The following is a 24,861-nucleotide window of genomic DNA, read 5'->3' as shown; positions in this document are numbered from 1 at the left end:
GTCGTGTGACACTGGCGTACCCCACCGCCCGGCGGTACCGCCGCCTCGACCCCGAGAAGTGCGCTGTGCGTGATCTCCCTCTGCCGCTCGCCCTCACCGCGCGACTGCTGCCGGTCGCCGTACTCGCCACCGCGGGCTGGGCGTTGTCGTCCGGTCCGCTGTCCGCGAGCCCGGCCGGGAAGGACTCCACGCAGGACACCGCGGCGAAGCCCGAATCCACCTCCGAGTCCGCGCCGTCGACATCGACCGTGTCCAAGACGTACGCGAAGGCACCCTCGCCCTGCTCCGGCGTCACGACGAAAACGGTCAAATCCCTTGTTCCGGGCGCGAAGACGGCCGGCAAGGAGATCGCGTCGACCGACCAGGCCGTGCGCCGCACCTGTTCCTGGAACGCGCTCAAGGGCTTCGACTACCGCTGGCTCGACGTCTCGTACGAGATTCAGCAATCGGACGACAAGGCCGAAAGCTCCTATAAGGCGCGCACCACGGAGAAGAGCGGTGGCGGTGCGGTCCCCGGTCTCGGCGACGCGGCCTACTCGGTGGTGAACCTCACCACCGAGGACAAGCAGCAGACCCGCGAGGGCGTGGTGTACGTCCTCATGTCCAACGCCCTGGTGGTCGTCACGTACAACGGCAGCGACTTCGAGTCGCAGAAGGCGCCCGGCACGGACGAGATCAACAAGGGCGCCATCAAGGCCGCCAAAGAGGCGGCGGCCGTGCTGGAGGACGCCCAGTAAGGGGTACGCCTCTCCGGCACGGCCGCCGCCGCTCCGGTCGCGGCGACCGTCAGACGGCCGCCCGCTCCTCCTGCGTCTTCTTCCTCTCCCCGGCCATCAGCGCCACGTACAGCACCATCGCCGTGCCCAGGCCCACCGCCCAGCCGTAGTCGGCGAGCGGCTTGAGGAACGGGATCATGCCGTCGTGCGGGAACGGTCCCGAGGACACGCCGTCCTCGGAGACGGTCGAGTACGAGCCGCCGACCGCGAGGACACCGCCGACCACGAAGGCCACGATCGCCCGCCAGTTCCAGCCGGACGTGTACCAGTAGCGCCCGCCGGGCGTGTACAGGTCCGCGAGGTGCAGGACGGTGCGGCGGATGATCCAGTAGTCGGCGATGAGGATGCCGGCGACCGTGCCGAGCAGACCGCCGACCACGCCGAGCCAGGTGAAGATGTAGAACTCGGGTGTGGAGATCAGCTTCCACGGGAAGATCAGGACGCCGACGACACCCGTGATGAGCGCGCCCGTACGGAAGTTGATGAGCTTCGGGGCGAGGTTCGCGAGGTCGTACGCCGGTGAGACCACGTTCGCCGCGATGTTCACGGAGATGGTCGCGACCAGCACGGTGATCAGGGCGAAGAGGAGCCCGAAGACGTTGTCGGCCTTGGCGGCCAGCGTGACCGGGTCCCAGATGGCCTCGCCGTAGACGACCTCGGAGCCGGACGTGACCAGCACGGCGAGGACCGCGAAGAGGGTCATCGTGGTGGGCAGGCCGAGGGACTGGCCCCAGGTCTGCGCCTTCTGACTGGCGCCGAAGCGGGTGAAGTCGGGGATGTTCAGGGAGAGCGTGGCCCAGAAGCCGATCATGCCCATGAGGGACGGGAAGAACACCGGCCAGAAGTCAGGGCCCCAGCCGAGCTTGGAGGGCTGGTCGAGCAGCGCGCCGAAGCCGTCGGCCTTGACCGCGATCCAGATCAGCAGCACGAGCGCGCCGACGATCACGAAGGGCGCGGCCCAGTTCTCGAAGTGCCGCAGGAAGTCCATGCCGCGGTAGATGATCGCTATCTGCAGCGCCCAGAAGAGGACGAAGCAGAGCCACAGCGGCCACGGGTTGCCCGCGATCTTCCCCGCGTTCTCCCACTCACCGCCGGTGAGCTTGGAGCCGAGCGCGAATATGCCCGAGCCGCCGATCCACGTCTGGATGCCGAACCAGCCGCAGGCGACGGCCGCGCGGATCATCGCCGGGATGTTGGCACCGCGCAGACCGAAGGAGGCGCGGGCGAGCACCGGGAAGGGGATGCCGTACTTGGGTCCGGCGTGCCCGGTGGCCAGCATCGGCAGCAGCACGATGATGTTGGCCAGGGCGATGGTGAAGACGGCCTGCTTCCAGTCCATACCGAGGGCGACCAGGCCGGAGGCCAGGGTCCAGCTGGGGATGCAGTGGGCCATGGAGATCCACAGCGCCGCGAAGTTGTACGTCGTCCACTTGCGCTCGGAGACGGGTACGGGGCGCAGGTCCTCGTTGGCGAAGGGACTGTCGGCGGGGAAGGCCTCGGGGGCCAGCTCGATCCGGCCGGACGAGTCGGCGGACTGGGCTATCGACGGCCCCGTGGGGACTGTTTCGGTCATGGGCAGGCCAATCAGGGGAGGTGGGACGGGAGAGAAAGGCCGTGCGGAGGCCTTGGGCCCCTCCCCTCCGGGACGGCGGAGGGGAGGGAGACAAGGTGTGGGGGGGGCACTGAGTGGAGCTGTTGGTTCCGGTTGCTTGGGGTGGCCGGATTCTCGCAGTCGTGGACCGGTTCCGGGAACCCGGATCAGCCGTTGACCGCCGGGATGACCGTCGAGCCGTACACGTCGATCACCCTCTCCTGCGCGTCGTGCATGTCGTACACGGCGAACTGGTCCACGCCCAGCGCGCGCAGGGCGTTCAGCTTCTCGATGTGCATCTCGGGAGTGCCGATGACACAGAACCGGTCCACGATCTCGTCCGGCACGAACTGGGTGTCGGGGTTGTCTGCGCGCCCGTGGTGGGAGTAGTCGTACCCCTCGCGGGCCTTGATGTAATCCGTCAGCTCCTCCGGTACGGCCGCGGAGTGTTCGCCGTACTTCGACACCAGGTCGGCGACGTGGTTGCCGACCATCCCGCCGAACCAGCGGCACTGCTCACGCGCGTGGGCCAGGGCCTCCGGGGAGTCGTCCTCGGTGACGTACGCGGGGGCGGCCACGCAGATCTTCACCTCGGACGGGTCGCGGCCGGCGGCCACGGCCGCGTCCTTGACCGCCTTGACCATGTACTCGGTCAAGTAGAGGTCGGACAGCTGGAGGATGAAGCCGTCCGCCTCCTCACCGGTCATCTTCAGGGCCTTGGGGCCGTACGCGGCCATCCAGACCGGGAGTTCGGCACCGGGCTTGATCCACGGGAAACTGATCACGGTCCCGCCGAGGTCGGCCTCTCCCCCGCTGCCCAGCGACCGGATCACCTTCATCGCCTCGCTGATGCGGGCCAGGGTGTTGGGCTTGCGGCCCGCGACGCGCATCGCGGAGTCGCCGCGGCCGATGCCGCAGACCGTGCGGTTGCCGAACATGTCGTTCAGCGTGGCGAACGTCGAGGCGGTGACCTCCCAGGTGCGGGTGCCCGGGTTGGTGACCATGGGGCCGACCGTCAGCTTCGTGGTACTGGACAGGATCTGGCTGTAGATGACGAACGGCTCCTGCCAGAGCACGGCGGAGTCGAAGGTCCAGCCGTACGTGAAGCCGTTGTTCTCGGCGCGCTTCATCAGCTCGATGACACGCGAGGCCGGCGGGTCGGTCTGCAGGACGAGTCCGAAGTCCATGATGGGCGCCACTCCTAGTTGAGGTACTGACAGGTGGAGCGGGGGGTGTAGACGCCGTGCCCGGCGTGCCCGGTGTACTCCCGCTCGGTGATGACGAGTTCGCCGCGCGAGAGGACCGTCTCGACCCGGCCGGTGGTGCGCTTGCCCTCGTACGCCGAGTAGTCGACGTTCATGTGGTGCGTCTCGGCGGACATGACCTGCTCGGCGTGCGGGTCGTAGATGACGATGTCGGCGTCCGCGCCCGGCGCGATGGTGCCCTTCTTCGGGTACATGCCGAACATGCGGGCCGGGGTCGCGCAGGCGATCTCGATCCAGCGGCGGCGCGAGATGTGCCCGTCGACGACGGCCTGGTGGAGCAGGTCCATACGGTTCTCGACGCCCGGCAGACCGTTGGGGATCTTGGAGAAGTCGCCGCGGCCCAACTCCTTCTGGCCGACGAAGCAGAAGGGGCAGTGGTCGGTGGAGACCACCTGGAGGTCGTTGGTGCGCAGGCCCTGCCACAGCTTGGCCTGGTGCTCCTTGGGCCGCAGCGGGGTGGAGCAGACGTACTTCGAGCCCTCGAAGTCGGGCTCCGCGAGGTTGTCCGTGGAGAGGAACAGGTACTGCGGGCAGGTCTCACCGAAGACGTTGAGCCCCTCGTCACGCGCCCTGGCCAGCTCGGCGACCGCCTCCATCGCCGAGACGTGCACGACGTACAGCGGGGCGCCGGCGACCTGGGCGAGCTTGATGGCGCGGTGGGTGGCCTCGGCCTCCAGCAGGGCCTTGCGCACCTCACCGTGGTAGCGGGGGTCGGTCTCGCCGCGTGCCAGCGCCTGTTCGACCAGCACGTCGATCGCGATGCCGTTCTCGGCGTGCATCATGATCAGGCCGCCGTTCTCGGCGGAGCGCTGCATGGCGCGCAGGATCTGGCCGTCGTCGCTGTAGAAGACGCCCGGGTAGGCCATGAACTGCTTGAAGGAGGTGACGCCCTCCTGCACCAGCAGGTCCATCTCCTTGAGCGTGTCCTGGTTCACGTCCGACACGATCATGTGGAAGCCGTAGTCGATGGCGCAGTTGCCCTCCGCCTTGGCGTGCCAGGCGTCGAGACCCTCGCGGAGGCTGTGGCCGACGCTCTGCACGGCGAAGTCGACGATCGTCGTCGTACCGCCCCAGGCGGCGGCCCGGGTGCCGGTCTCGAAGGTGTCGGAGGCGAAGGTGCCGCCGAAGGGCAGCTCCATGTGCGTGTGCGCGTCCACGCCGCCGGGGATGACGTACTTCCCGGTGGCGTCGATGGTGCGTTCGGCGGTCCAGGCCTCGGCCGCGGGGGTGCCGGCGGCGGCGAGGGCGGCGACTCGGCCGTCCTCGATCAGGACGTCGGCGTGGATCTCGTCGGACGCGGTGATGACGAGACCGCCGCGGATGAGAGTACGGCCGCTCATGAATTCACGCTCCCTCGGGTTGTTGGGAAGGGGCCGGTCGTCTTGGGCCGGTCGCGCGCTTCCCCGCGCCCCTCAGAGGGCTTGGCCCAGGTGGCACAGGGGCGCGGGAAGTGCTTCGTTACGGTGCCGTCAGCGGGGCGTAGGCGTCCGGGCGGCGGTCGCGGAAGAACTGCCAGCGGTCGCGGACCTCGCGGAGCTTGGCCAGGTCCAGGTCGCGGACGACGAGTTCGGTCTCCTTGTCGCTCGCCACCTCGCCGACGAACTGGGCCTCCGGGTCCACGAAGTAGGAGGTGCCGTAGAAGTCGTTGTCCCCGAGTTCCTCGACGCCGACCCGGTTGATCGCGCCGATGAAGTACTCGTTGGCGACGGCCGACGCCGGCTGCTCCAGCTGCCACAGGTAGCGGGACAGGCCCCGCGAGGTGGCCGACGGGTTGAACACGATCTCGGCGCCGCCGAGGCCCAGCGCACGCCAGCCCTCCGGGAAGTGCCGGTCGTAGCAGATGTAGACGCCGATCCTCCCCACCGCGGTGTCGAAGACGGGCCAGCCGACGTTGCCGGGGCGGAAGTAGAACTTCTCCCAGAAGCCGGGGACTTGGGGGATGTGGTGCTTGCGGTACTTGCCGAGGTACTTGCCGTCCGCGTCGATCACGGCGGCGGTGTTGTAGAGGACTCCCGGCTGCTCCTCCTCGTACATCGGCAGCACGAGGACCAGGCCCAGCTCCTTGGCGAGCGCCTGGAAGCGCTTGACGATCGGGCCGTCGGGGATCTGCTCGGCGTACTCGTAGAACGCCTTGTCCTGGACCTGGCAGAAGTAGGGCCCGTAGAAAAGCTCCTGGAAGCACAGGACCTGCGCACCCTGCGCGGCCGCGTCGCGGGCCGCCTGCTCGTGGACCTGGATCATCGACTCCTTGTCGCCGGTCCAGGCCGTCTGGAAGATGGCTGCGCGGATGACTCTGCTCATCGGGACCTCCGGTCACTCGGTGTGCGGTGAGCCTAGGAAGTCCGGAAGTCGGGTTTGAGTTGCACGGTGTCACGTCTGCGGGCCTTCTCCGTTCCACCGTGTCACCTCTTCGTGGGCGCATGTTTCACCGCCGTTTTCGCAGGTCCCGGCATGTTTCAGCCCTGTTGCGCGTCGTGGGCGAGGAGGGCGATGTGGACGGACGCGGCCTGTTCGAAGTCGTCGAGGTCCACGCCGAGGCGGGCCTCTATGGCTTCGAGACGGCGGTACAGCGCGGGCCTGCTCACATGGTGCAGCTGAGCCGTGTGCGACTTGTTGCGGCCCGTCGCGAGATACGTCCGCAGCACCGGCAGCAGATCCTGCTCGGCGTGCCCGTCACCGCGCAGCAGGCCGTCCAACTCCCGCTCGGCGAAGGCCTGTACGTGCGGATCGTCCCGCAACAGCCGGACCAGGCCGCGCAGATGCACATCACGCAGGCGTACCACGACCGGCAGCTCCAGCCCGGCCGCCGAGGACTGGGCGACGGCGTCGGCCACGTGCCGAGCCTCGCGCAGCCCGCCCGGCACGTCCTCCCACGTGGTCCGCGCCTCGGCTGCCGCCACGACGGTCCTGCGCTCCCCCGACTCCGACCGCAGCCGGGTGGCGAAGTGCGCGGTGAGCGCGGCCGCGTCCTGGTCCCGGGCGAGGCTGAGGAGTACGGCGGTGGCGCCCTCCGCCAGTTCGGCGACGAGCCCGGGGAGCCCCAGCATCCGCAGCACACGGTCGAGTTGGGCCGGGTCCCCGTCGCGCACGACGAGCGGCACGAACGTACGGCGGTTGACCGGCAGCCCGGCCGCCCGTGCCCTCGGCAGCAGTTGCCGGGCCGGTACGACTCCGGAGACGAGGTCCGTCAGGAGGCTCTGCGCGGACTGCTCCTCCCAGCTGTGCGCCGAGCCGCCGAGCATGCGGTGCAGTACGAGCGCCTCGGCGGCCCGGTCGGCGAGCAGCCGCCCGGTGGCGGCGTCGCCCCGGTATCCGCACAGCACGATCTGGCCCCAGCGCTCCCCGCGCCCGCCCAGCTCGGCGCGTGCCCAGCCGTCGCCCTCGCTGCCGCCCGCCTGCCGGGAGATCCGCTCCCAGTCGCGCAGTACGTCGTCGACCGCCGACCGCTCCCCCGCCGTGGCGAGGACGCGATGGGCGAGGTTGGTGACGACGAGCGGACAGCCCGCGTGCTGGGCGATCTCGTCGAGGAGTCGTTGGAGCGGGGCTCCGGCGGTGATCAGCCCGGTCAGGGAGGTGCGTACGGCCTCCGACAGGCTCACGGCGGCGAACTTCCGCCGTACCAGCCGGGACTGGACCTCCTCCGTCAGTTCGGCGAAGGGGAACGGCCGGTGCAGCACCACCATGGGCAGGCCGCACCGCTCCGCCGCCCGGCGCATCACGTCGGGCGGCGTCGGGAAGGCCCGGCCGAGGCCCAGGACGACCGCCGCGGCCTCGGCCCGGTACAGCGAGCGGATGTACTCGGCCTGGGCGTCCTCGTTCCCGGCGAGCAGGACCCCGGTGGTGAGGACCATCTCGCCGCCGGTGAGCATCACGCCCACGTCGGGGGCCTCGGCCACATGCACCCAGCGCACGGGCCGGTCGAGCTGACCGGCCCCGGCCACCACCTCGGGCTCTCCGGCGAGCACCCGGTCCATGGTGAGGACCTGGCGTACCGACAGGGCGGGTTCCAAGACGGTGATCATGGCACTGGGTTTCCTTACATCCGGTGTTACTGAATGCTCCCCAGAGCGCGTTCGAGGGCCTCGGCGCCCTCCTCGGCCTCGGCGACGGTCAGGGACAGCGGGGGCGCGACACGCAGCGCGCTGGTGTTGTGGCCGCCGCCCTTGCCGATCAGCAGGCCCTCCCGGCGGGCGGCTTCGAGGACGGCGGACGCGGCCTCCGGGTTCGCCTCGTCGGTGCCGGGCCTGACCAGTTCGATGCCGATCATGAGCCCCCGGCCGCGTACTTCCTTCACTTCGGGGATCTGGGCGGTGATCGCCCGCAACCGCTCGATGAGCAGTCCGCCGACGCGGCGCGCGTTGCCCTGGAGGTCGTGCTCGACCAGGTAGTTCAGGTTGGCGAGGCCTGCGGCCATGGTGATCTGGGTGCCACCGAAGGTCGAGATCGAGTTGCTGTCCAGGCAGTTCATGACCTCGGCACGGGCGACGACACCGCCGATGGACATGCCGTTGCCGATGCCCTTGGCGAAGGTGACGATGTCCGGAGGCCCGTTCTGGCCGTGCGCCTGCCAGCCCCAGAAGTTGTCGCCGGTACGGCCCCACCCGGTCTGCACCTCGTCGGCGATCCACAGCACGCCGTGCCGCTGGAGCACCTCGCGGAAGGCGGCGTACAGGCCGTCCGGCGGTGAGGTGAAGCCGCCGACGCCCTGGATCGGCTCGGCGATCAGCGCGGCCGGCGGGCGGCCGTGGCCGAGCAGGTCCTCCAGGTCGGCGACGCAGGCCGTGATGAAGTCGGCGTCGCTCAGGTCGGCGTAGGGACCGCGGGTCCGGACACCGCCGTGCACGTACAGCGTCTGGAGCGGGGACAGCGAGGTCGGCGACCAGCCCTTGTTGCCGGTGATGCCGACCGCGCTGAAGGAGCGGCCGTGGTAGCTGTTGCGCATCGCGAGGATCTGGTTGCTCTGCCGGTACGTCGTGGCCAGCATCAGCGCGGTGTCGTTGGCCTCGGTGCCGGAGGTGGTGAAGAAGACGCGGGCGTCCGGGATGCCGGACATCTGCGCGATCCGCTCGGCGAGTTCGACCATCGGCCGGTTGAGGTAGAGCGTGGAGGAGTGGATGATCCGCCCGGCCTGCTCGCTCACCGCCTTGGTGACCTCGGGCAGCGCGTGCGCCGTCATGGTGGTGAGGATGCCGCCGAAGAAGTCGAGGTACTTGTTGCCCTGGGCGTCCCAGACATGGCGGCCCTCGCCGTGGGTGATCTCCAGCGGGTCCGCGTAGTAGAGCGCGAGCCAGTCGGGCAGTACGGCCTTGTGGCGTCCGAGCAGTTCGTCGGTCACGGCTGCACCACTCCTTTCACTGCTGTACGGGGTTCTGCGTGTGTCAGGGCTGTACGTGCCCACGTCAGGGCCGTACGAGTCCTTCGTACGCGTCGGGCCTGCGGTCCCGGTAGAACGCCCACTGCTGCCGTACGTCCTCGATCAGGTCGAAGTCGAGGTCCCGTACGACGAGTTCCTCGCTCTTGTCGCTCGCGACCTCGCCGACGAACTTGCCGCGCGGGTCGACGAAGTACGAGGTGCCGTAGAAGTCGTTGTCCCCGTACTCCTCCACGCCGACCCGGTTGATCGCGGCGATGAAGTACTCGTTGGCGACGGCTGCCGCGGGCTGCTCCAGCTGCCACAGGTGGGCGGAGAGGCCCCGGTGGGTCGCGGAGGGGTTGTAGACGAGCTGGGCGCCGTTCAGACCGAGCTGGCGCCAGCCCTCCGGGAAGTGGCGGTCGTAGCAGATGTAGACGCCGACCTTGCCGACGGCCGTCTCGAAGACCGGCCAGCCGAGGTTCCCGGGCTTGAAGTAGTACTTCTCCCAGAACCCCTTGACCTGGGGGATGTGATGCTTGCGGTACTTGCCGAGGTAGGTGCCGTCGGCGTCGATCACCGCCGCGGTGTTGTAGTAGAACCCGGACTGCTCGACCTCGAACACCGGGACGACGATCACCATGCCGGTCTCACGGGCCAGCTCCCGCATCCGCGTGACGGTCGGGCCGTCCGGCACGGGTTCCGCCCAGGCGTAGTGCTCCGGTTCCTGGACCTGGCAGAAGTAGGGCGCGTTGAAGACTTCCTGGAAGCCGATCACCTTCGCGCCCTGCCGGGCCGCCTCGCGGGCGTGCTCGACGTGCTTGGCGACCATGGATGCGGTGTCGCCGGTCCAGGTCGCCTGGACCAGGGCGGCGCGTACGACGTTGGCCATGTCAGGTGCTCCTTCGACAGGGACCTCAGCGAGCCTCTACGCCCGTAGACGCAGGCCGTAGAGGCTTGAAACTAAGCCCCGTCGACGGGCTGGGCAAGACCATCGTCGTCAACCGGCCGAGTCGATCACGTTTCGCACTCCAGTGGGGGATTGCCCCTGTGTTTCGCGCGCCGGACCGGCCGCGCCCTCGGGCGGTCGCCGGGTGCGTCGGGTGGGTCGGGCGTGCCGTGCGGTCAGGTGAGCCCCTGCACGCGCAGCGCGTGCACCACCTCTCGGTAGCGCTCCTCGGAGACGCCGCGTGCCGCCGCCAGCACGAGGGGCTTGAGCCGCCGCGGTTGGGCCTCCGCGGTGCGCGCCGCCTCCTCCGGCGTACGCACGCGCACGTACACGTCGAGCAGCGCACGCGCCTCCCGCTCACGCCCCTCGGTGACGAAGGCGAGCACCGCTTCGCCGATCTCCTCGGCGGGCCGCGAGACGCCCTGCCGCAGCATCTGCTCCCCGTCCGAGGCGCGGCCGACCGCGTTCAGGGCGTCCGCGACCGCGACGAGCCGGTCGGCGGGCAGCGAGCCGGCCTCCCACAGCAGGGTCGCCCAGTCGGCGCCCAGCCCCGCGCGGTGCAGGTCGGCCGCGAGCAACGGGAAACGGGCGGCGGGCCAGTACGCGACCTCCACGAGGAGAGCGTGCGCCTCCCCGCTGCGGCTCTCCCGGCGCAACCGCACCAACCGCTCCACCGTCTCGGCGACCTCCCGCCGCGCCGCGTCGTCCAGCGGCTGCCGCGCCTGCGGCTGCTTCGGCGCCGCCGTCCCGGCCCGCTCCGCGACACCGGCGTACCGGGCGCCCCGGGGAGCGCGCCCCTTGCGCCCGACGGCCGGTGCGGCCTCGGGTTCGACGACGGACGGAGCGCCGGACGGAGCCTCCTCGGCCTCCATCGCCCCGGCGAAACGCGCGCCTCCTCGGGGGCGGCGCTTGGCGCGCTGCTTGGGGGGCGCAGGGGCGGCGGATTCCGGGTCGGGGGTCGGCAGGTCGGGCTCGGATGCGGATACGGGGGTGGCGGGTGCGGTGGTCTCGGCGGGTTCGTCGGGGTCCGGGAAGGCGGCCGCGTACGTGTCGCGCCGTGCGTCGTGCGCGGCGGCCCCCTCGGCGGTACGGCCGTCGAGGGGGCCGTACGAACGGCCGTCGGGGGCGCGCCCGCCTCCGATTCGGTCCGCCTGTATACGTCCGCCGCCGAGCTGATCCGCGGGTGCTCCCCCGCCGTACCGGTCCGCGTGCGTACGTCCGTCGGGGCGCTCCGCCGTATCGGCCGTGCGCTCCTCCGCTCCCGGCACCGGGAAGACGTCCCCGGCGGTGTTCCCCGGAACACGCGCCGCGCCCCGCACGGGGTGGTGCGGGGCGCGGCGGTCGGCGTCCTCGATGCGGGTGCGCAGTTCCGTACAGCGGGCCGTGGCGCGCTCGTGGTCGTCGTGGGCCCAGGCCAGGTCCAGGCGGACGGAGTCGGCCTCCTCCTGGGTGGTGGCGGCCTGGAGCCGGTGGGTGAGCTCGGCGGTGCGTTCGGCGGCGTAGCGCTGTTCACGGAGCATGACGTCGAGCCGGTCGCCGAGGGCCTCGCGGCCGCCGGGCCGGGAGTCGTACGCGGCCAGGGAAGCGCTGTGCAGAGCCCGGGCGCGATGGGTCTCCTGGGCCGCGGCGGCGGGACCGTACGCGGTGTTGAGGTCGTGCATGAGCGCTTCCACGACGTCCCAGGGCGGCACCTCGAGTCCGTCCAGGCAGGCTCGCATGCCGTCGGGGTCACGCCGCCAGAAGACGGCGCACCAGCCACCGCCCTGGTCGAGCTTCGTCATCAGCTTGTTCAGGTATCCCGCGAACTCCCGCACCTGACCGGGGAGTTGATCTACAGCCATCGCATCCTCCCCGGCAGACTGGAGTGCTCCGGTCCGCAAGAAAACACCAGTTGTGTTACAGGACGGCTACGTGAAGTTTTCAGAGCGGACGCAGTGTGCTGTGCGCGGTCGCATGACGGCTGTACGTGAGGGGTTCAAGCCATGGCGGCGAACGACTCCGGCCACGTCGGTGAACAGCTCAGGTCACCGCGGCGAACGGCTCAGGCCACCGCGGCCGTCGGCACCGCCCCGGCGGCCGGGGCGCACCGGGTGACGAGTTCGTCCATGGACAGGCCCAGCGCGCGGGCGAGGGCGGCGACCGTGAAGAACGCCGGCGTGGGGGCGCGGCCGGTCTCGATCTTCCGGAGGGTCTCCGCGGAGATGCCCGCGCCGGCGGCGATCTCGACCATGCTGCGACCGCCGCGGGCCTCACGCAGCAACCGGCCGAGCCGCTCGCCGCGTTCGCGCTCTTCGGGGGTCAAGGGGGTGCGCACCATGACCCCATTCTAATACCGATCCCCGCCGACGGACCGGTATTTTAATTGGACGTTGAGCGGTATAGTAATTGGCATGGTGGAACTGAAGACGGATGCGTCGATGGACGCGATGTACGAGACCGGGCAGGTCGTGGCGCGAGCGCTGACCAGGGTGCGGGACGCCGCCGACGTGGGCGTCTCCCTGCTCGAACTGGACGAGCTGGCGCACACGGTCCTGCGGGAGGCGGGCGCCTCGTCGCCGTTCCTCGGCTACCGGCCCTCCTTCGCGCCCACGCCGTTCCCGGCCGTGATCTGCGCCTCCGTGAACGACGCGATCGTGCACGGCATCCCTACGGCGTACCGGCTGCGCGACGGCGACCTCGTCTCCATCGACTTCGGCGCCCAACTGGGGGGCTGGGCCGGGGACTCGGCGATCAGCTTCGTCGTGGGCGAGCCGCGCGCGGCCGACCTGCGGCTCGTCGGGACGGCCGAACGCGCCCTCGCGGCGGGCATCGAGGCGGCCGTCGTGGGCAACCGCATCGGCGACATCGCCCACGCGATCGGCACCGTGTGCCGCGCCGCCGGGTACGGGATCCCCGACGGCTTCGGCGGCCACGGGATCGGCCGCCGGATGCACGAGGACCCCGGGGTACCGAACGAGGGGCGGCCCGGGCGCGGAATGCGGCTGCGGCACGGGATGGTCCTGGCGATCGAGCCGATGGTGATCGGCGGGGGCGGCGACGGGTTCCACGCGGCACCGGACGGGTGGACGCTGTGCACGGACGACGGGTCTCGTGCGGCCCATGCGGAACACACGGTCGCCATCACGGACGCGGGACCGCGGGTACTGACGGCACGGTGACGGTGACGGTGACTTCACAGCGCCGTTGACCTGCGCGTGGTGGCGCGGCTACGGGTGGGCCGATGAAGGGCAGGGGGCGCAGCCCCCGCCCTTCGGGGGCGCGGGGAACCGCGCGACCAGCCCCCACGCACCCGCGGCCGCAAGCGAACCGGAACTCCCACGACGCCCCCGGTGTAGCCGCGCGGCGACAGGGCACCCGGCAGCGAATGAACAGCGGCTTCCCGGGGCCCGAGGGCTACGGTCCGGACCCCTTCAGTGAGTTCTTCGCCCGTTTCTTCGGCGGTCCGCGCCCTCAGCGGATCGAGATCGGCCGGCTGATGAGCGGCCAGGCCCGCCAACTGGTGGCCGACGCCGCGGCGTACGCGGCACGGCACGGCAGCAGCGACCTGGACACCCAGCATCTGCTGCGCGCCGCGCTGACCGCCGAACCGACCCGAAGTCTGGTGGCCCGCGCGGGCGCCGACCCCGACGCGCTGGCCGGTGAGATCGACGAACGGTCGGGCCCGGAGCGGCACAAGCCGGGCCAGGGGCCGACACCCGCGTCCCTGGCCCTGACCCCCGCGGTCAAGCGGGCCCTGCTGGACGCGCACGAACTGGCCCGGGTCACCGGCTCCGGCTACATCGGCCCCGAACACGTCCTGAGCGCCCTCGCCGCCAACCCGGACTCGGCCGCCGGGCACATCCTCGGCGCCGCGCGCCTCTCGGCCTCCGCGCTGCCGCCGGACGCGTCGGAGCCGTCGACGACGCCCCCGCCCGCCGGAATCCCCCTCGCCGGATTTCCGCGCTCCGACCTGCCGCGCCGTAGCCCCACCGCCACCCCGACCCTCGACAAGTACGGCCGCGACCTGACCGACCTCGCCCTTCAGGGCCGGATCGACCCGGTCATCGGGCGGGAGGAGGAGATCGAGCAGACCGTCGAAGTGCTCTCCCGGCGCGGCAAGAACAACCCCGTGCTCATCGGTGAGGCGGGCGTCGGCAAGACCGCGATCGTGGAGGGGCTGGCCCAGCGCGTCGCCGAGGGAGACGTGCCCGATGTGCTGGCCGGGCGCCGGGTGGTCGCCCTGGATCTGTCCGGGGTGGTCGCCGGGACCCGTTACCGGGGCGACTTCGAGGAGCGGCTGACGAACATCGTCGACGAGATCCGCGCACACTCCGAGGAACTGGTCGTCTTCATCGACGAGTTGCACACGGTCGTGGGCGCCGGCTCGGGCGAGGGCAGCGTGCTGGACGCGGGCAACATCCTCAAGCCGGCCCTGGCACGCGGCGAGCTGAACATCGTCGGCGCGACGACCTTGGAGGAGTACCGGCGGATCGAGAAGGACGCGGCGCTGGCCCGCCGGTTCCAGCCGGTGCTGGTCCCCGAGCCGGACGGCGACGACGCTCTGGAGATCCTGCGCGGGCTGCGCGACCGGTACGAGGCCCACCATCAGGTCCGCTACAGCGACGAGGCGCTGGTGGCGGCCGTGGCGCTGTCGGACCGGTATCTCACCGACCGCCGGCTGCCCGACAAGGCCATCGACCTGATGGACCAGGCCGGGGCCCGGGTCCGGCTGCGCGCCCGGACGAAGGGGACGGACGTACGGGCCCTGGAGCGGGAGATCGAGCAGGTGACCCGGGACAAGGACCAGGCGGTCGCGGGTGAGCAGTACGAGCAGGCCACGCGCCTGCGGGACCGGATCGGCGAGCTCAGGGAGCGGATCGCCGAAGGGCGCGGCGAGAAGCGGGCCGACGACGGGCAGAGTCTGGAGATCGGCGCCGAGGACATCGCCGAGGTCGTCTCCCGGCAGACCGGCATCCCCGTCAGCAGCCTCACCCAGGAGGAGAGGGAACGGCTGCTGGGGCTGGAACAGCGGCTGCATCAGCGGGTCGTCGGGCAGGACGAGGCGGTGAGCGTGGTGGCGGACGCCGTGCTGCGCTCACGCGCCGGGCTGGCCAGTCCCGAACGGCCGATCGGCAGCTTCCTCTTCCTGGGCCCGACCGGCGTCGGCAAGACCGAACTGGCCCGCGCGCTGGCGGAGTCCCTCTTCGGCAACGAGGACCGGATGGTGCGGCTCGACATGAGCGAGTACCAGGAGCGGCACACGGTCAGCCGGCTGGTCGGCGCCCCGCCCGGCTACGTCGGCCACGAGGAGGCCGGTCAGCTGACGGAGACCGTGCGACGGCACCCGTACTCGCTGCTGTTGCTGGACGAGGTGGAGAAGGCCCACCCGGACGTCTTCAACCTGCTGCTCCAGGTCCTCGACGACGGCAGGCTCACCGACGCGCAGGGCCGCACGGTCGACTTCACCCACGCCGTGGTCGTCATGACGAGCAATCTGGGCTCGGAGGCCATCGGCCGGGGCGGGTCGGGGCTGGGATTCTCGGCGGGCGGCGCCGAGGCGGACGAGGAGGACCGGCGCGAGCGGATCCTGCGGCCGTTGCGGGAGCACTTCCGGCCGGAGTTCCTCAACCGCATCGACGAGATCGTCGTCTTCCGCCGGCTCACCGACGACCAACTGCGGCGGATCACCGACCTGTTGCTGGAGCGGACGCGGCACCGGCTGCAGGCGCAGGGCATCACCGTCGAGTTCACCGAGCGGGCCGTCGACCATCTCGCCCGCCACGGTCACCAGCCCGAGTACGGCGCCCGGCCGCTGCGCCGCACGATCCAGCGGGAGGTCGACAACCCGCTGTCCCGGCTGCTCCTCGACGGACGACTGCCGTCCGGCAGCCGGGTGGTGGCGGAAGCGGAGGACGGGCGGCTCGCCTTCCGTACGACGCCGCCCGCCTCCGACTGATCCGACCGACCCGCTGTGCCGAGCCCCGGCCGCGTCGCCTAGACCTGCTTCGTGACCTACTTCGTGGGGTGCACGACCATCGCCGCGCCGCCCCCGCGCCGTACGGTCTCCGCGGCGGCCAGCCACCTGCCGTTCGACAGGCGCTGGACGGCGGTGGCCGCGCCGATCTCCGGGTTCTGCCGGAAGCCGTGCCCGATGGCTTCGAGTTCGGCCCTCAACGGGCTGTTCCACAGGCCCGGTTCGAGCTCGGTGGTGGTCTGGTTGCGCTGACTGGCGCGCGGCGCGGCGATCGCGTCGACCAGGGGCAGGCCCCGGTCGAGGAACCCGGTCAGGGTCTGCAGCACGGTCGTGATGATGGTCGCGCCGCCCGGCGAGCCGAGCGCCACCACGGGCCTGTCGTGCCGGTCGAGCACGATCGTCGGCGACATCGACGAGCGCGGCCGCTTGCCCGGCCCCGGCAGGTTGGGGTCGTGCACGGCCGGGTTCGCCGGGGTGAAGGAGAAGTCCGTCAGCTCGTTGTTGAGCAGGAAGCCCCGGCCCGGCACGGTGATGCCGCTGCCGCCGGTCTGCTCGATGGTGAGCGTGTACGAGACGACGTCGCCCCACTTGTCGGCGACCGTGAGGTGGGTCGTGCTGTCGCCCTCGTACGTCGTCGGCGCGGCCTTACCGCCGGTCGCGCAGGGCACCGGATTGCGCGGGTCACCCGGCGCGACGGGGCTGGTCAGTACCGCGTCGTCCTTGATCAGGCACTCACGCGAGTCGGCGAACCTCTGTGACAGCAGCCCCTTCGTCGGTACGTCCTCCAAGGCGGGGTCGCCGACCCAGCGGCCACGGTCGGCGAAGGCGATACGGCTGGCCTCGATGTAGCGGTGCAGGTACTGGACGTCGCTCGCCTTCGAGAGGTCGGTCCGCTCAAGGATGTTGAGGGCCTCGGCGACCGTCGTGCCGCCGGAGGACGAGGGGGCCATCCCGTAGACGCCGAGACCCCGGTACGAGGCCTTGGTGGGCGCCTGGTGCTTGGCGCGGTACGCGGCGAGGTCGGCGGTGGTCAGATCGCCGGGACGGGCGTTGTAGCCCGAACCCGGGTCCACCGGCGGTTTGTTGACCGTGTCGACGATGTCCTGCGCGAGGTCGCCCCGGTAGAGGGCCCCGACGCCCTTGCGGCCCAACTCCGCGTAGGTGCGGGCCAGATCGGGGTTCTTGAGGGTCGAGCCGACCACCGGCAGCGCGCCGCCGGGGAGGAACAGGTCGGCCGTGGCGGGGAAGTTGCGGAACCGGGCCTCGTTGGAGGCGGTCTGGGCGCGGAAGGTCGCGTCGACGGTGAACCCGTCGCGGGCGAGCTTCTCGGCGGGCTTCAGCAGCTTGCCGAGTGGCTTGCTGCCCCAACTCCTCAGCGCCGTCTGCCAGGTTGCCGGGGTGCCGGGCGTACCGACGCTCAGCCCGCTGGTGACGGCCTCGGCGAACGGGATCGGTGTGCCGTTCTCCAGGAAGAGGTTCTCGTCGGCGCTCAGGGGCGCGGTCTCCCGGCCGTCGATGGTGTGCACCGCACGGGACTCGGCGTCGTAGTAGACGAAGTAGCCGCCTCCGCCGATGCCCGCCGAGTAGGGCTCGGTGACACCGAGCGCGGCGGCGGTGGCGACGGCCGCGTCGACCGCGTTGCCGCCCTTGCGGAGCACCTCGATGCCGACGGCGGAGGCGTCCGGGTCGACGCTGGAGACGGCACCGCCGTAGCCGACGGCGACCGGGGACTTCTCGACGGTGTCCGTAGCGGCGGAGGTCGGCGGGGCCGCCCCCACCGACAACACGGCGGACGTTGCCGCCAGTACAGCCAGTTTCCGCGCGACAGGGCGACGCAGACGCATCCGTACCTCCAGTCAAGGACCGTCCGCGCAGACTAACGCGGCTGCCATGGCCCCGTCAGCGAGGTCTCGGCCATCCGGCCTACCCGCGCCACCCCTGAAACGGCACGTCGAACCAGGACACCGGGCACGGAATCGGACAGGGATTCGGACAGAGTTCGGCGGCGCCCGCTACCATGCGCGGCCATGAATGACGACGTGCGCAATATCGTCCTCGGCGTGATCACGGCGGGGCTCAGTGCCTCGCTGGGCTGGTTCGTCCGGACGTACCTGTGGAAGCGGAAGCTCCGCCGCAAGCAGACCTTCTTCGGGCTGCCCGACAACTCCGAGTCCTTGTTGGTGGTCAACCGTGATCCGTCCAGTGCGGACCTGGCGGTCCACCGCTTCGACGTGTTCGCGCTGCTGGAGCTCTCCGCGCTGATCAAGGACTGCGGCTCCCACGCGCAGATGATCACCCAGGACGCGGCGCAGCAGGGATTCGGCGAGCGCACCGAGTTCTGCGTGGGAGGCCCGGTCTCGAATCGCCGGATGGCCGCGCACATATCCGCGATGCTGCCCGGCATCAGCTTCAACAGCGACCCCGAGCCCGGCCCTCACCGGGCCGCCTTCCAGATCGGCAGCGAGCAGTACCGCCTGGATCCCGGCATCACCGAACACGTCATCCTGGCGCGGCTCACCACCGGCCAGCCGGACCAGGCCCGCCCCGTCTTCCTCTTCTGCGGCCAGCGCGCGATCACCAACCAGGCCGCCACCCGCTACCTCGCCCGCAACCACGAGCGCCTGCACCGCAAGTACGGCACCGGCACCTTCGTCCTCCTGCTGAAGGTCGTCAACTCCCAGGCGTACGGCGCCGATGTGGTCGAGCTCGTCGCGGACGTCACGCGGGCGGCCCAGGCCCCGGCCCCGACCCCGTCCGCCCCGGCGCAGATCTCGCACCGCGCCTCCTAGTTCACCGGTGAACGTTACCGTCACGTAACTTACCGGGGAGTTACTTCCGGTAAGGGAGTCCGGTTACCGTCGGGTCACTTTGCACTTACACGAGTGAGGAGCGACCCGTGAGACACCCGCACGGCACGACATCGCGTACGACCAGGGCACTGCGCACGAGCGCCGCAGGTGCCGTCTCGGCCACCCTGGTCGCCGGCACGGCCCTGGGCCTGGCCCCCGCCGCCCAGGCGGCGTCCGGCACCACGGGCTACCCCCACCACCCGCTTCGTCGACATCAAGGGCGACGGCGGCACGGTCCTCAAGGCCAACGTCGTCGCACCCGCCGACGCCTCACGCGCGTACCCGCTCCTCGTGCTGCCCACGAGCTGGGGCCTCCCCCAGGTCGAGTACCTGGCCCAGGCTCGGAAGCTGGCCGACGCCGGTTATGTCGTGGTCAGTTACAACGTCCGCGGCTTCTGGGAGTCCGGCGGATACATAGAGGTGGCGGGACCACCCGACATAGCCGACGCCTCCAAGGTGATCGACTGGGCCCTCGCCAACACCCCGGCCGACGCCGGGCACATCGGCATGGCGGGGCTGTCGTACGGCGCGGGTATCAGCCTGCTCGCCGCCGCGCACGACAAGCGCGTCAAGGCGGTCGCCGCGCTGAGCGGCTGGGCGGACCTGATCGACTCGATCTACGGCGGACGCACCCAGCACCTCCAGGCAGCCGCCCTGCTGGACGGCGCCGGACGGATCACCGGCCGCCAGGGCCCCGAACTCCAGCAAATATTCGAGAACTTCTACGCCTCCAACCTGGCCAAGGAGGGGGACATGATCGCCTGGGGGAAGAAACGTTCCCCCGAGACCTATCTGGACCAGATCAACACCAACGGCACGGCGGTCATGCTCGCCAACGCCTGGGGCGACTCGATCTTCCCGCCCAACCAGTACGCCGACTTCTACGAGAAGCTCACCGGCCCCAAGCGGCTGGAGCTGCGCCCCGGCGACCACGCCACCACGGAGGTCACCGGACTGTTCGGGCTGCCCAACGACGTGTGGACGGACACCCAGCGCTGGTTCGACCACTATCTGAAGGGCACGGCCAACGGCATCGACCGCGAGCAGCCCGTGCGGCTCAAGTCCCGTACGGGCGGCGCCTTCGAGAGCTATCCGGACTGGAAGTCGGTCACCGCTACCAGGAAGAAGATCGCCCTGACGAGCGGCACCACGATCCGTGCGAACGTCGACTCGGGCGCGAACGGCGGGGTGGTCTTCCTGTCCAGCGTCCTGGACCAGGTGGCCCAACTCCCGCCCGTGGCCTCGATACCGCTGCTGCCGCGCCGCTGGGCGGCCGTGTGGCAGTCGGAGAAGTACGCGACGGCGCAGTCCGTGCGAGGCACCGCGAAACTGCACACCACGGTCACCGCCACCAAGGAGAGCGGCACCCTCGTCGCCTACCTGTACGACGTGGGCCCGCTCGGCCTCGGCAAGCTGGTCAGCCACGCGCCGTACACCTTCCACGGCGAGACACCCGGCACGCCGTTCGGCGTGGACCTGGAGTTGCTCTCCACGGCCTACGACGTTCCGGCGGGCCACCGTCTCGCCCTGGTCGTCGACACGGTCGACCCGCTCTACATCGAGCACAACCCGACCGGCGCGCAGCTGACCTTCTCCTCGCCGCCGAACGACCCGTCGTACGTGTCGATCCCGCTGCGCGAGCAGTGATCTCCGGCTGCTGCCGGGCGGGCCTGGCCCCTGGCTACTGCGCGCCTGGCAGCAGCGTCCCTCTTCGGCCGGGGTGGCGTCCACGGCCTCGCTCACCCCAAGTGGATGAACCGCTCATCGTAGTCGAGGCTCGCGCCGGGTCCAGTGGCGGTGGTCAGTGCTTGAGGATCTTGGAGAGAAAGTCCTTGGCACGGTCGCTCTCCGGGCTGGTGAAGAAACCGTCCGGAGTGCGGTCCTCGACGATGCGGCCGTCCGCCATGAAGACGACACGATTGGCGGCGGAACGGGCGAAACCCATCTCATGGGTGACGACGACCATGGTCATGCCCTCGCGCGCCAACTGCTGCATGACTTCGAGGACTTCGTTGATCATCTCCGGGTCGAGGGCCGAGGTCGGCTCGTCGAACAGCATGACCTTGGGGTCCATGGCAAGAGCGCGGGCGATGGCCACACGCTGCTGCTGACCGCCGGAGAGCTGCGCCGGATACTTCGGCGCCTGGTCGGCGAGGCCGACACGGTCGAGGAGTTCGCGGGAACGCTTGTCGGCGTCCTCCTTCTTCCGTTTGCGGACCTTGACCTGACCGAGCGACACATTCTGCAGGACCGTCTTGTGCGCGAAGAGGTTGAAGGCCTGGAAGACCATGCCGACGTCCGCGCGGAGCGCCGCGAGGGCCTTGCCCTCGTCCGGCAGCGGCTGCCCGTCGAGCAGGATCGTGCCGGAGTGAATGGGCTCCAGCCGGTTGATCGCCCTGCACAGCGTCGACTTCCCCGACCCCGACGGGCCGATGACCACGACCACCTCCCCCTTGCCGACAGTGAGGTCGATGTCCTGGAGGACATGCAGCTCGCCGAAGTACTTGTTCACGTCGTGCATCTCGATCAGCGGATCGACCGCCATGCCCTGCCCGCCCTACTCGCTCTCGGCCGTGTCGTGTCGTGTCGCAGGTGCCGCAAACTATCCGGCGGGAAGGGGCCCCCGTACACGACACGCACGGTCATGGATTAGCCGTATTTTCAGGAATCGGCCACGCCCGAAGGCGGTGCGGAGGACAGTACGGAATCCGGCGCGGAAGACCGTGCGGATCCAGCGCGGAAGGCCGTCACCCCTCCGCGACCTCGGCGTACAGCTGGGAGAGTTCCGGCGCACCGGTGGCCGCCCACTCCTGGCCCGCCTCGACCACGTCGATCTCACGGCCGGACAAAAGGCGCACCACCGGCTGGCCATGGGGCCAGATCTCCCAGCGGGCACCCGGGACGGTCCGTACGACGACCGTGCCCAGGTAGAGCCCGGCGTCGTTCCCGAGCCAGGCCAGGGTCTCCTCGTCGTCGCGCCAGAGCGGGACGAGCTGGTCGAGCGCTTCCAACGAGGCCGCGGAGTCGTCGAGTTCGACACCGGACCGCGCGGCCTGCGCGCGCAGCAGTTCACATTCGGAGAGAAGTTCGGCGAGTCCCTCGTGACCGTCGTCGTCTCCGTCGCCGCCGGTGAACACCGCGACCCCGAAAGCGGGGTCACGCCTCTTGCGCCAGTTGCCCAGGAAAGAGATGTTCATGTGCTCAGCGTGTCATCCGCGTCACCCTTCGCACCACAGGCGCGCGGGGACCGCTTGTTCGCCGGGAGTTTGTTCGCAGTTCGCGCACGCCTCATTGACGGGTTCCTGACGCCTCTTTAGCTTCATGGCGCATCTGTCGTCTCATCGTTGTACCGATGCCGCATCCGTCGTCATCGTCTCCATCAGGTCATCAGCGAGCGGGAGGGGGCGCGCGTGCGCCGACGCGTCTGGGGAACGGCCGTCGTACTGGCACTCTTGGCGACGGTCGCACCCGTCGCCTCGGCTCGGGCCGCCGCCGACGGAGCGTCTGAACCGGCGCCGCTGGAACGCCTCTTCGACAACCGGGCGGTCAGCGAGGACGCCCGGCCGGGCGAGGCCGACTTCGACGGCTCCGGTGGTTCTCTCTCCGCCGCCGATCTGGCGGGTGCGGGGTGGACGCCCGGGCGTGCGCTGACCGTCCAGGGCGCGCGCCTGACCTGGCCGCGCCGCACGGCGGGCGAGCCCGACAACGTACGCGCCGCCGGCCAGTCCGTACGCGTACGGGGCCGGGGCGACGCCCTCGCCTTCCTCGTCGCCGCCACGGGCGGCGCCCGCGGAGCTGCGGAGGCGCGCCAGTGTCGAGGGCACGAGCGCGCGGAGGCCCGAAGGGCTGAGCACGGTCGTGTTCTCGACACCGGCTCCAGCGCCTCTGCGGCGGAGCCATGTGGCGCCGCGACCGGCACCGGCACGGTCCGCTACACGAACGGCACCCGCTCCCCGTACCGCCTCACGGCGCCCGACTGGCGCACCGGCCCGCTCGCGACCAAGGCCGTGGCCCTCCCCCACATCAACACGCCCGACGGTCAACTCACCGAGAAGGCACGCCTGTACGTCGTCACCGTCCCGATCGCCCGGGGTCGCGAGGTCGCCTCGGTGACCCTGCCGCGCAACCGGGACGTCCATGTCTTCGCCCTGTCCGTGCGCCCCGAGTCGCGCGGCTGGACCGGCGGTTGGGCCGCCTCCACCTCCGGCTACACGGCCGTGGGCCCCTGGACCGACCGGACGCTGCGGCTCGTCGTCCACACCTCGGCGGGCGGGCCCCGGGTACGGATCCGGCTCGACAACACCTTCGCGTCGGCGCCGGTACGGGTGGGGAGCGCGACGGTGGCCCTGCAGGCGACGGGCGCGACCGCCCGCAGCGCGCCGGTGCCGCTGTCCTTCCGGGGTGCGGCGGGCACCGAGATCCCGGCCGGCGCACAGGCGTTCAGCGACCCGCTGGGCTTCGAGGTGCCCCCGGGCGCCAATCTCCTGGTGAGCTTCCATCTGCCGGGAACCGTGACGGCCGCGCCCGTGCACCGGCTCGCCCAGCAGACGTCGTACGTCAGCGAACCGGGCGACCACGCGGGCGACCGCTCGGCGGCGGCGTACGCCTCGACGCTCACCACCTGGCCGCTGCTGACCGGCGTGGACGTGGGCGGCGGGCCGGGCTCCGTCGTGCTCCTCGGGGACTCGATCACCGACGGGGAGAAGACGACGGCCGACGCGAACCGGCGGTGGCCGGACGTGCTGGCCGGGCGACTGCGGAGCCAGGAGGAGATCCCGCGCTACGGCGTCCTCAACCAGGGGATCTCGGCGAACCGGGTGGTCACCGACCGCTATCCCGGCGACGGCGTCTCCACCGACACCGGCGGCGTGAGCGCCCTGCACCGCCTGGACCGTGATGTCCTCGCCCAGACCTCCGCCCGTACCGTCGTGGTCTTCGAGGGCGTCAACGACGTCCGCTGGGGTGCGACGGCGGGCGAGGTCGTCGCCGGACTGCGGGAGATCGCGGCCCGGGGACACGAGCGGGGCCTGCGCATGCTCGTGGCGACGATCGCGCCCTGCGAGGGCGAGACCCGCTGCACGGCCGCCGCCGACGCCCAGCGGGTCGCGGTGAACGAGTGGATCCGAGGCAGCGAGGAGTTCGACGGAGTCCTCGACTTCGACGCGGTGCTCCGGGACCCGGGGAGTCCGGCTCGGCTGCTTCCCGCGTACGACAGCGGGGACCATCTGCATCCGAACGAAACGGGGCTGGCGGCGCTGGCCGAATCGGTCGACCTCCGCCTGCTGTGACGACCCGGGTGAACTACACCTCCAGGTCCACCACGACCGGCGCGTGATCCGACGCGCCCTTGCCCTTGCGCTCCTCCCGGTCCACGTACGAGTCGGTCACCGCCTTGGCGAACGGCTCGTTGCCGTAGACGAGGTCGATGCGCATGCCTCGGTTCTTCGGGAAGCAGAGCTGGCGGTAGTCCCAGTACGTGAACGGGTGCTCGTACTTGAGGGGGCGGGGGACGACGTCGGAGAGGCCGGCCTCGCGGAGGGAGGCGAGGGCGGCGCGCTCGGCGGGGGTGACATGGGTGAGGCCCTCGAAGGCGGCGACGTCGTGCACGTCGTCGTCCGTCGGCGCCACGTTGTAATCGCCCATGACGGCGAAGGGGCGACTGCCGGCCGCGTCGCCCGCGACGGCGGCCTTGAGGGCCTCGAACCACTGGAGCTTGTACGCGTAGTGCGGGTGGTCGACCTCGCGGCCGTTCGGCACGTACACCGACCAGACGCGGACCGGGCCGCAGGTCGCGGAGATCGCGCGGGGCTCCACGACGCCGTCGTAGCCGGGGTCGCCGGGCAGGCCCTTGACCACGTCCTCGATGCCGACGCGGGAGATCACCGCCACGCCGTTCCACCGGCCCGTCGCGTGCACGGCCGCCTCGTAGCCCGCTTCGCGCAGGGCGTCGGACGGGAAGCCGTCCTCGGCGATCTTGGCCTCCTGGAGGCAGAGCACGTCCGTGCCGCTGCTCTCCAGCCAGGCCAGGAGCCGCGGGAGGCGGGCGGTGATCGAGTTCACGTTCCAGGTCGCGATGCGCATGCCTCACAACCTACCGGGCGGGTCCGACAACGCCGGTCCCGCCCGGG

18 protein-coding genes and 1 pseudogene are annotated in these 24,861 nt (G+C 70.8%); 6 read left to right on the top strand and 13 right to left on the bottom strand.

The features are described 5' to 3' along the window. The first annotated feature begins 65 nt into the window (after positions 1 to 65). Complete coding sequence (locus OG272_RS39610) at positions 66 to 737, top strand: hypothetical protein (protein WP_327732084.1); 672 nt, start codon at positions 66 to 68, stop codon at positions 735 to 737. A 49-nt stretch (positions 738 to 786) separates the two neighbouring features. Here OG272_RS39610 and OG272_RS39605 read toward each other — a convergent pair whose 3' ends face one another. From OG272_RS39605 to OG272_RS39565, 9 genes are all read right to left on the bottom strand, one after another. Beyond that, a complete protein-coding gene (locus OG272_RS39605) occupies positions 787 to 2,349 on the bottom strand; it encodes an NCS1 family nucleobase:cation symporter-1 (protein ID WP_326575000.1) in 1,563 nt (520 codons plus the stop codon). A 185-nt stretch (positions 2,350 to 2,534) separates the two neighbouring features. Then, entirely contained in the window at positions 2,535 to 3,554 is a 1,020-nt protein-coding gene (locus tag OG272_RS39600; RefSeq protein ID WP_326575001.1) for a TIGR03842 family LLM class F420-dependent oxidoreductase, read from the bottom strand. 14 nt (positions 3,555 to 3,568) lie between these two features. Beyond that, the gene (hydA, locus tag OG272_RS39595; RefSeq protein WP_326575002.1) at positions 3,569 to 4,972 is read right to left on the bottom strand and encodes a dihydropyrimidinase; all 1,404 of its coding nucleotides are present in this window, start codon (positions 4,970 to 4,972) and stop codon (positions 3,569 to 3,571) included. A 118-nt stretch (positions 4,973 to 5,090) separates the two neighbouring features. Next, positions 5,091 to 5,933 carry a nitrilase-related carbon-nitrogen hydrolase gene (locus OG272_RS39590; RefSeq protein WP_328505734.1) on the bottom strand — a complete coding sequence of 281 codons (843 nt, stop codon included), beginning with the start codon at positions 5,931 to 5,933 and terminating at the stop codon, positions 5,091 to 5,093. Positions 5,934 to 6,088: 155 nt separating this feature from the next. Further along, positions 6,089 to 7,654, bottom strand: coding sequence for a PucR family transcriptional regulator (locus OG272_RS39585; protein WP_326575005.1), 1,566 nt, complete (start codon positions 7,652 to 7,654; stop codon positions 6,089 to 6,091). 26 nt (positions 7,655 to 7,680) lie between these two features. Further along, the gene (locus OG272_RS39580; RefSeq protein WP_326575007.1) at positions 7,681 to 8,967 is read right to left on the bottom strand and encodes an aspartate aminotransferase family protein; all 1,287 of its coding nucleotides are present in this window, start codon (positions 8,965 to 8,967) and stop codon (positions 7,681 to 7,683) included. 64 nt (positions 8,968 to 9,031) lie between these two features. Further along, positions 9,032 to 9,874 carry a nitrilase-related carbon-nitrogen hydrolase gene (locus OG272_RS39575; RefSeq protein WP_326575009.1) on the bottom strand — a complete coding sequence of 281 codons (843 nt, stop codon included), beginning with the start codon at positions 9,872 to 9,874 and terminating at the stop codon, positions 9,032 to 9,034. A gap of 233 nt (positions 9,875 to 10,107) precedes the next feature. Then, the gene (locus OG272_RS39570; protein ID WP_327727058.1) at positions 10,108 to 11,772 is read right to left on the bottom strand and encodes a hypothetical protein; all 1,665 of its coding nucleotides are present in this window, start codon (positions 11,770 to 11,772) and stop codon (positions 10,108 to 10,110) included. 200 nt (positions 11,773 to 11,972) lie between these two features. Then, a complete protein-coding gene (locus OG272_RS39565) occupies positions 11,973 to 12,248 on the bottom strand; it encodes a helix-turn-helix transcriptional regulator (protein ID WP_327727059.1) in 276 nt (91 codons plus the stop codon). 73 nt (positions 12,249 to 12,321) lie between these two features. On the opposite strand from OG272_RS39565, the gene map reads away from it, so the two are divergent. Together map and OG272_RS39555 are read left to right on the top strand one after the other, a co-directional pair. Then, positions 12,322 to 13,089: a type I methionyl aminopeptidase gene (gene map / locus OG272_RS39560; protein ID WP_326575015.1), complete on the top strand. Its 768-nt coding sequence runs from the start codon at positions 12,322 to 12,324 to the stop codon at positions 13,087 to 13,089. A gap of 206 nt (positions 13,090 to 13,295) precedes the next feature. Then, a complete protein-coding gene (locus tag OG272_RS39555; RefSeq protein WP_328224314.1) occupies positions 13,296 to 15,866 on the top strand; it encodes an ATP-dependent Clp protease ATP-binding subunit in 2,571 nt (856 codons plus the stop codon). A 56-nt stretch (positions 15,867 to 15,922) separates the two neighbouring features. On the opposite strand, the gene ggt is transcribed toward OG272_RS39555, so the two are convergent. Further along, the gene (ggt, locus tag OG272_RS39550; protein WP_405895658.1) at positions 15,923 to 17,728 is read right to left on the bottom strand and encodes a gamma-glutamyltransferase; all 1,806 of its coding nucleotides are present in this window, start codon (positions 17,726 to 17,728) and stop codon (positions 15,923 to 15,925) included. A gap of 183 nt (positions 17,729 to 17,911) precedes the next feature. On the opposite strand from ggt, the gene OG272_RS39545 reads away from it, so the two are divergent. Next, positions 17,912 to 18,673, top strand: a complete 762-nt coding sequence (locus OG272_RS39545) for a hypothetical protein (RefSeq protein WP_326575021.1) — start codon at positions 17,912 to 17,914, stop codon at positions 18,671 to 18,673. A gap of 107 nt (positions 18,674 to 18,780) precedes the next feature. Next, positions 18,781 to 20,380: pseudogene (locus tag OG272_RS39540) on the top strand (alpha/beta fold hydrolase). Positions 20,381 to 20,534: 154 nt separating this feature from the next. Here OG272_RS39540 and OG272_RS39535 read toward each other — a convergent pair. Further along, entirely contained in the window at positions 20,535 to 21,278 is a 744-nt protein-coding gene (locus OG272_RS39535; protein WP_326575025.1) for an amino acid ABC transporter ATP-binding protein, read from the bottom strand. A gap of 202 nt (positions 21,279 to 21,480) precedes the next feature. Continuing rightward, a complete protein-coding gene (locus OG272_RS39530) occupies positions 21,481 to 21,930 on the bottom strand; it encodes a DUF6278 family protein (RefSeq protein WP_326575027.1) in 450 nt (149 codons plus the stop codon). Positions 21,931 to 22,143: 213 nt separating this feature from the next. On the opposite strand from OG272_RS39530, the gene OG272_RS39525 reads away from it, so the two are divergent. Continuing rightward, positions 22,144 to 24,021 (top strand): SGNH/GDSL hydrolase family protein, encoded by a 1,878-nt coding sequence (locus OG272_RS39525; protein WP_327727063.1) that lies wholly within the window; start codon positions 22,144 to 22,146, stop codon positions 24,019 to 24,021. 13 nt (positions 24,022 to 24,034) lie between these two features. Here OG272_RS39525 and OG272_RS39520 read toward each other — a convergent pair whose 3' ends face one another. Continuing rightward, positions 24,035 to 24,814, bottom strand: a complete 780-nt coding sequence (locus tag OG272_RS39520; RefSeq protein WP_326575031.1) for an exodeoxyribonuclease III — start codon at positions 24,812 to 24,814, stop codon at positions 24,035 to 24,037. Between the last annotated feature and the right edge of the window lie 47 nt (positions 24,815 to 24,861).

The organism is Streptomyces sp. NBC_00104 (assembly GCF_045160825.1).
GTDB lineage: Bacteria > Actinomycetota > Actinomycetes > Streptomycetales > Streptomycetaceae > Streptomyces.
The sequence above is the reverse complement of the archived record's forward strand: the minus strand, read 5'-3'. Positions and strand labels throughout refer to the sequence as shown.

Coding starts and splice junctions, on each gene's coding strand:
- OG272_RS39605 (WP_326575000.1), bottom strand. CDS start 2,349: ATGACCGAAACAGTCCCCACGGGGCCGTCGATAGCCCAGTCCGCCGAC.
- OG272_RS39600 (WP_326575001.1), bottom strand. CDS start 3,554: ATGGACTTCGGACTCGTCCTGCAGACCGACCCGCCGGCCTCGCGTGTC.
- hydA (WP_326575002.1), bottom strand. CDS start 4,972: ATGAGCGGCCGTACTCTCATCCGCGGCGGTCTCGTCATCACCGCGTCC.
- OG272_RS39590 (WP_328505734.1), bottom strand. CDS start 5,933: ATGAGCAGAGTCATCCGCGCAGCCATCTTCCAGACGGCCTGGACCGGC.
- OG272_RS39585 (WP_326575005.1), bottom strand. CDS start 7,654: ATGATCACCGTCTTGGAACCCGCCCTGTCGGTACGCCAGGTCCTCACC.
- OG272_RS39575 (WP_326575009.1), bottom strand. CDS start 9,874: ATGGCCAACGTCGTACGCGCCGCCCTGGTCCAGGCGACCTGGACCGGC.
- OG272_RS39570 (WP_327727058.1), bottom strand. CDS start 11,772: ATGGCTGTAGATCAACTCCCCGGTCAGGTGCGGGAGTTCGCGGGATAC.
- OG272_RS39565 (WP_327727059.1), bottom strand. CDS start 12,248: ATGGTGCGCACCCCCTTGACCCCCGAAGAGCGCGAACGCGGCGAGCGG.
- map (WP_326575015.1), top strand. CDS start 12,322: ATGGTGGAACTGAAGACGGATGCGTCGATGGACGCGATGTACGAGACC.
- OG272_RS39555 (WP_328224314.1), top strand. CDS start 13,296: ATGAACAGCGGCTTCCCGGGGCCCGAGGGCTACGGTCCGGACCCCTTC.
- ggt (WP_405895658.1), bottom strand. CDS start 17,728: ATGCGTCTGCGTCGCCCTGTCGCGCGGAAACTGGCTGTACTGGCGGCA.
- OG272_RS39545 (WP_326575021.1), top strand. CDS start 17,912: ATGAATGACGACGTGCGCAATATCGTCCTCGGCGTGATCACGGCGGGG.
- OG272_RS39535 (WP_326575025.1), bottom strand. CDS start 21,278: ATGGCGGTCGATCCGCTGATCGAGATGCACGACGTGAACAAGTACTTC.
- OG272_RS39530 (WP_326575027.1), bottom strand. CDS start 21,930: ATGAACATCTCTTTCCTGGGCAACTGGCGCAAGAGGCGTGACCCCGCT.
- OG272_RS39520 (WP_326575031.1), bottom strand. CDS start 24,814: ATGCGCATCGCGACCTGGAACGTGAACTCGATCACCGCCCGCCTCCCG.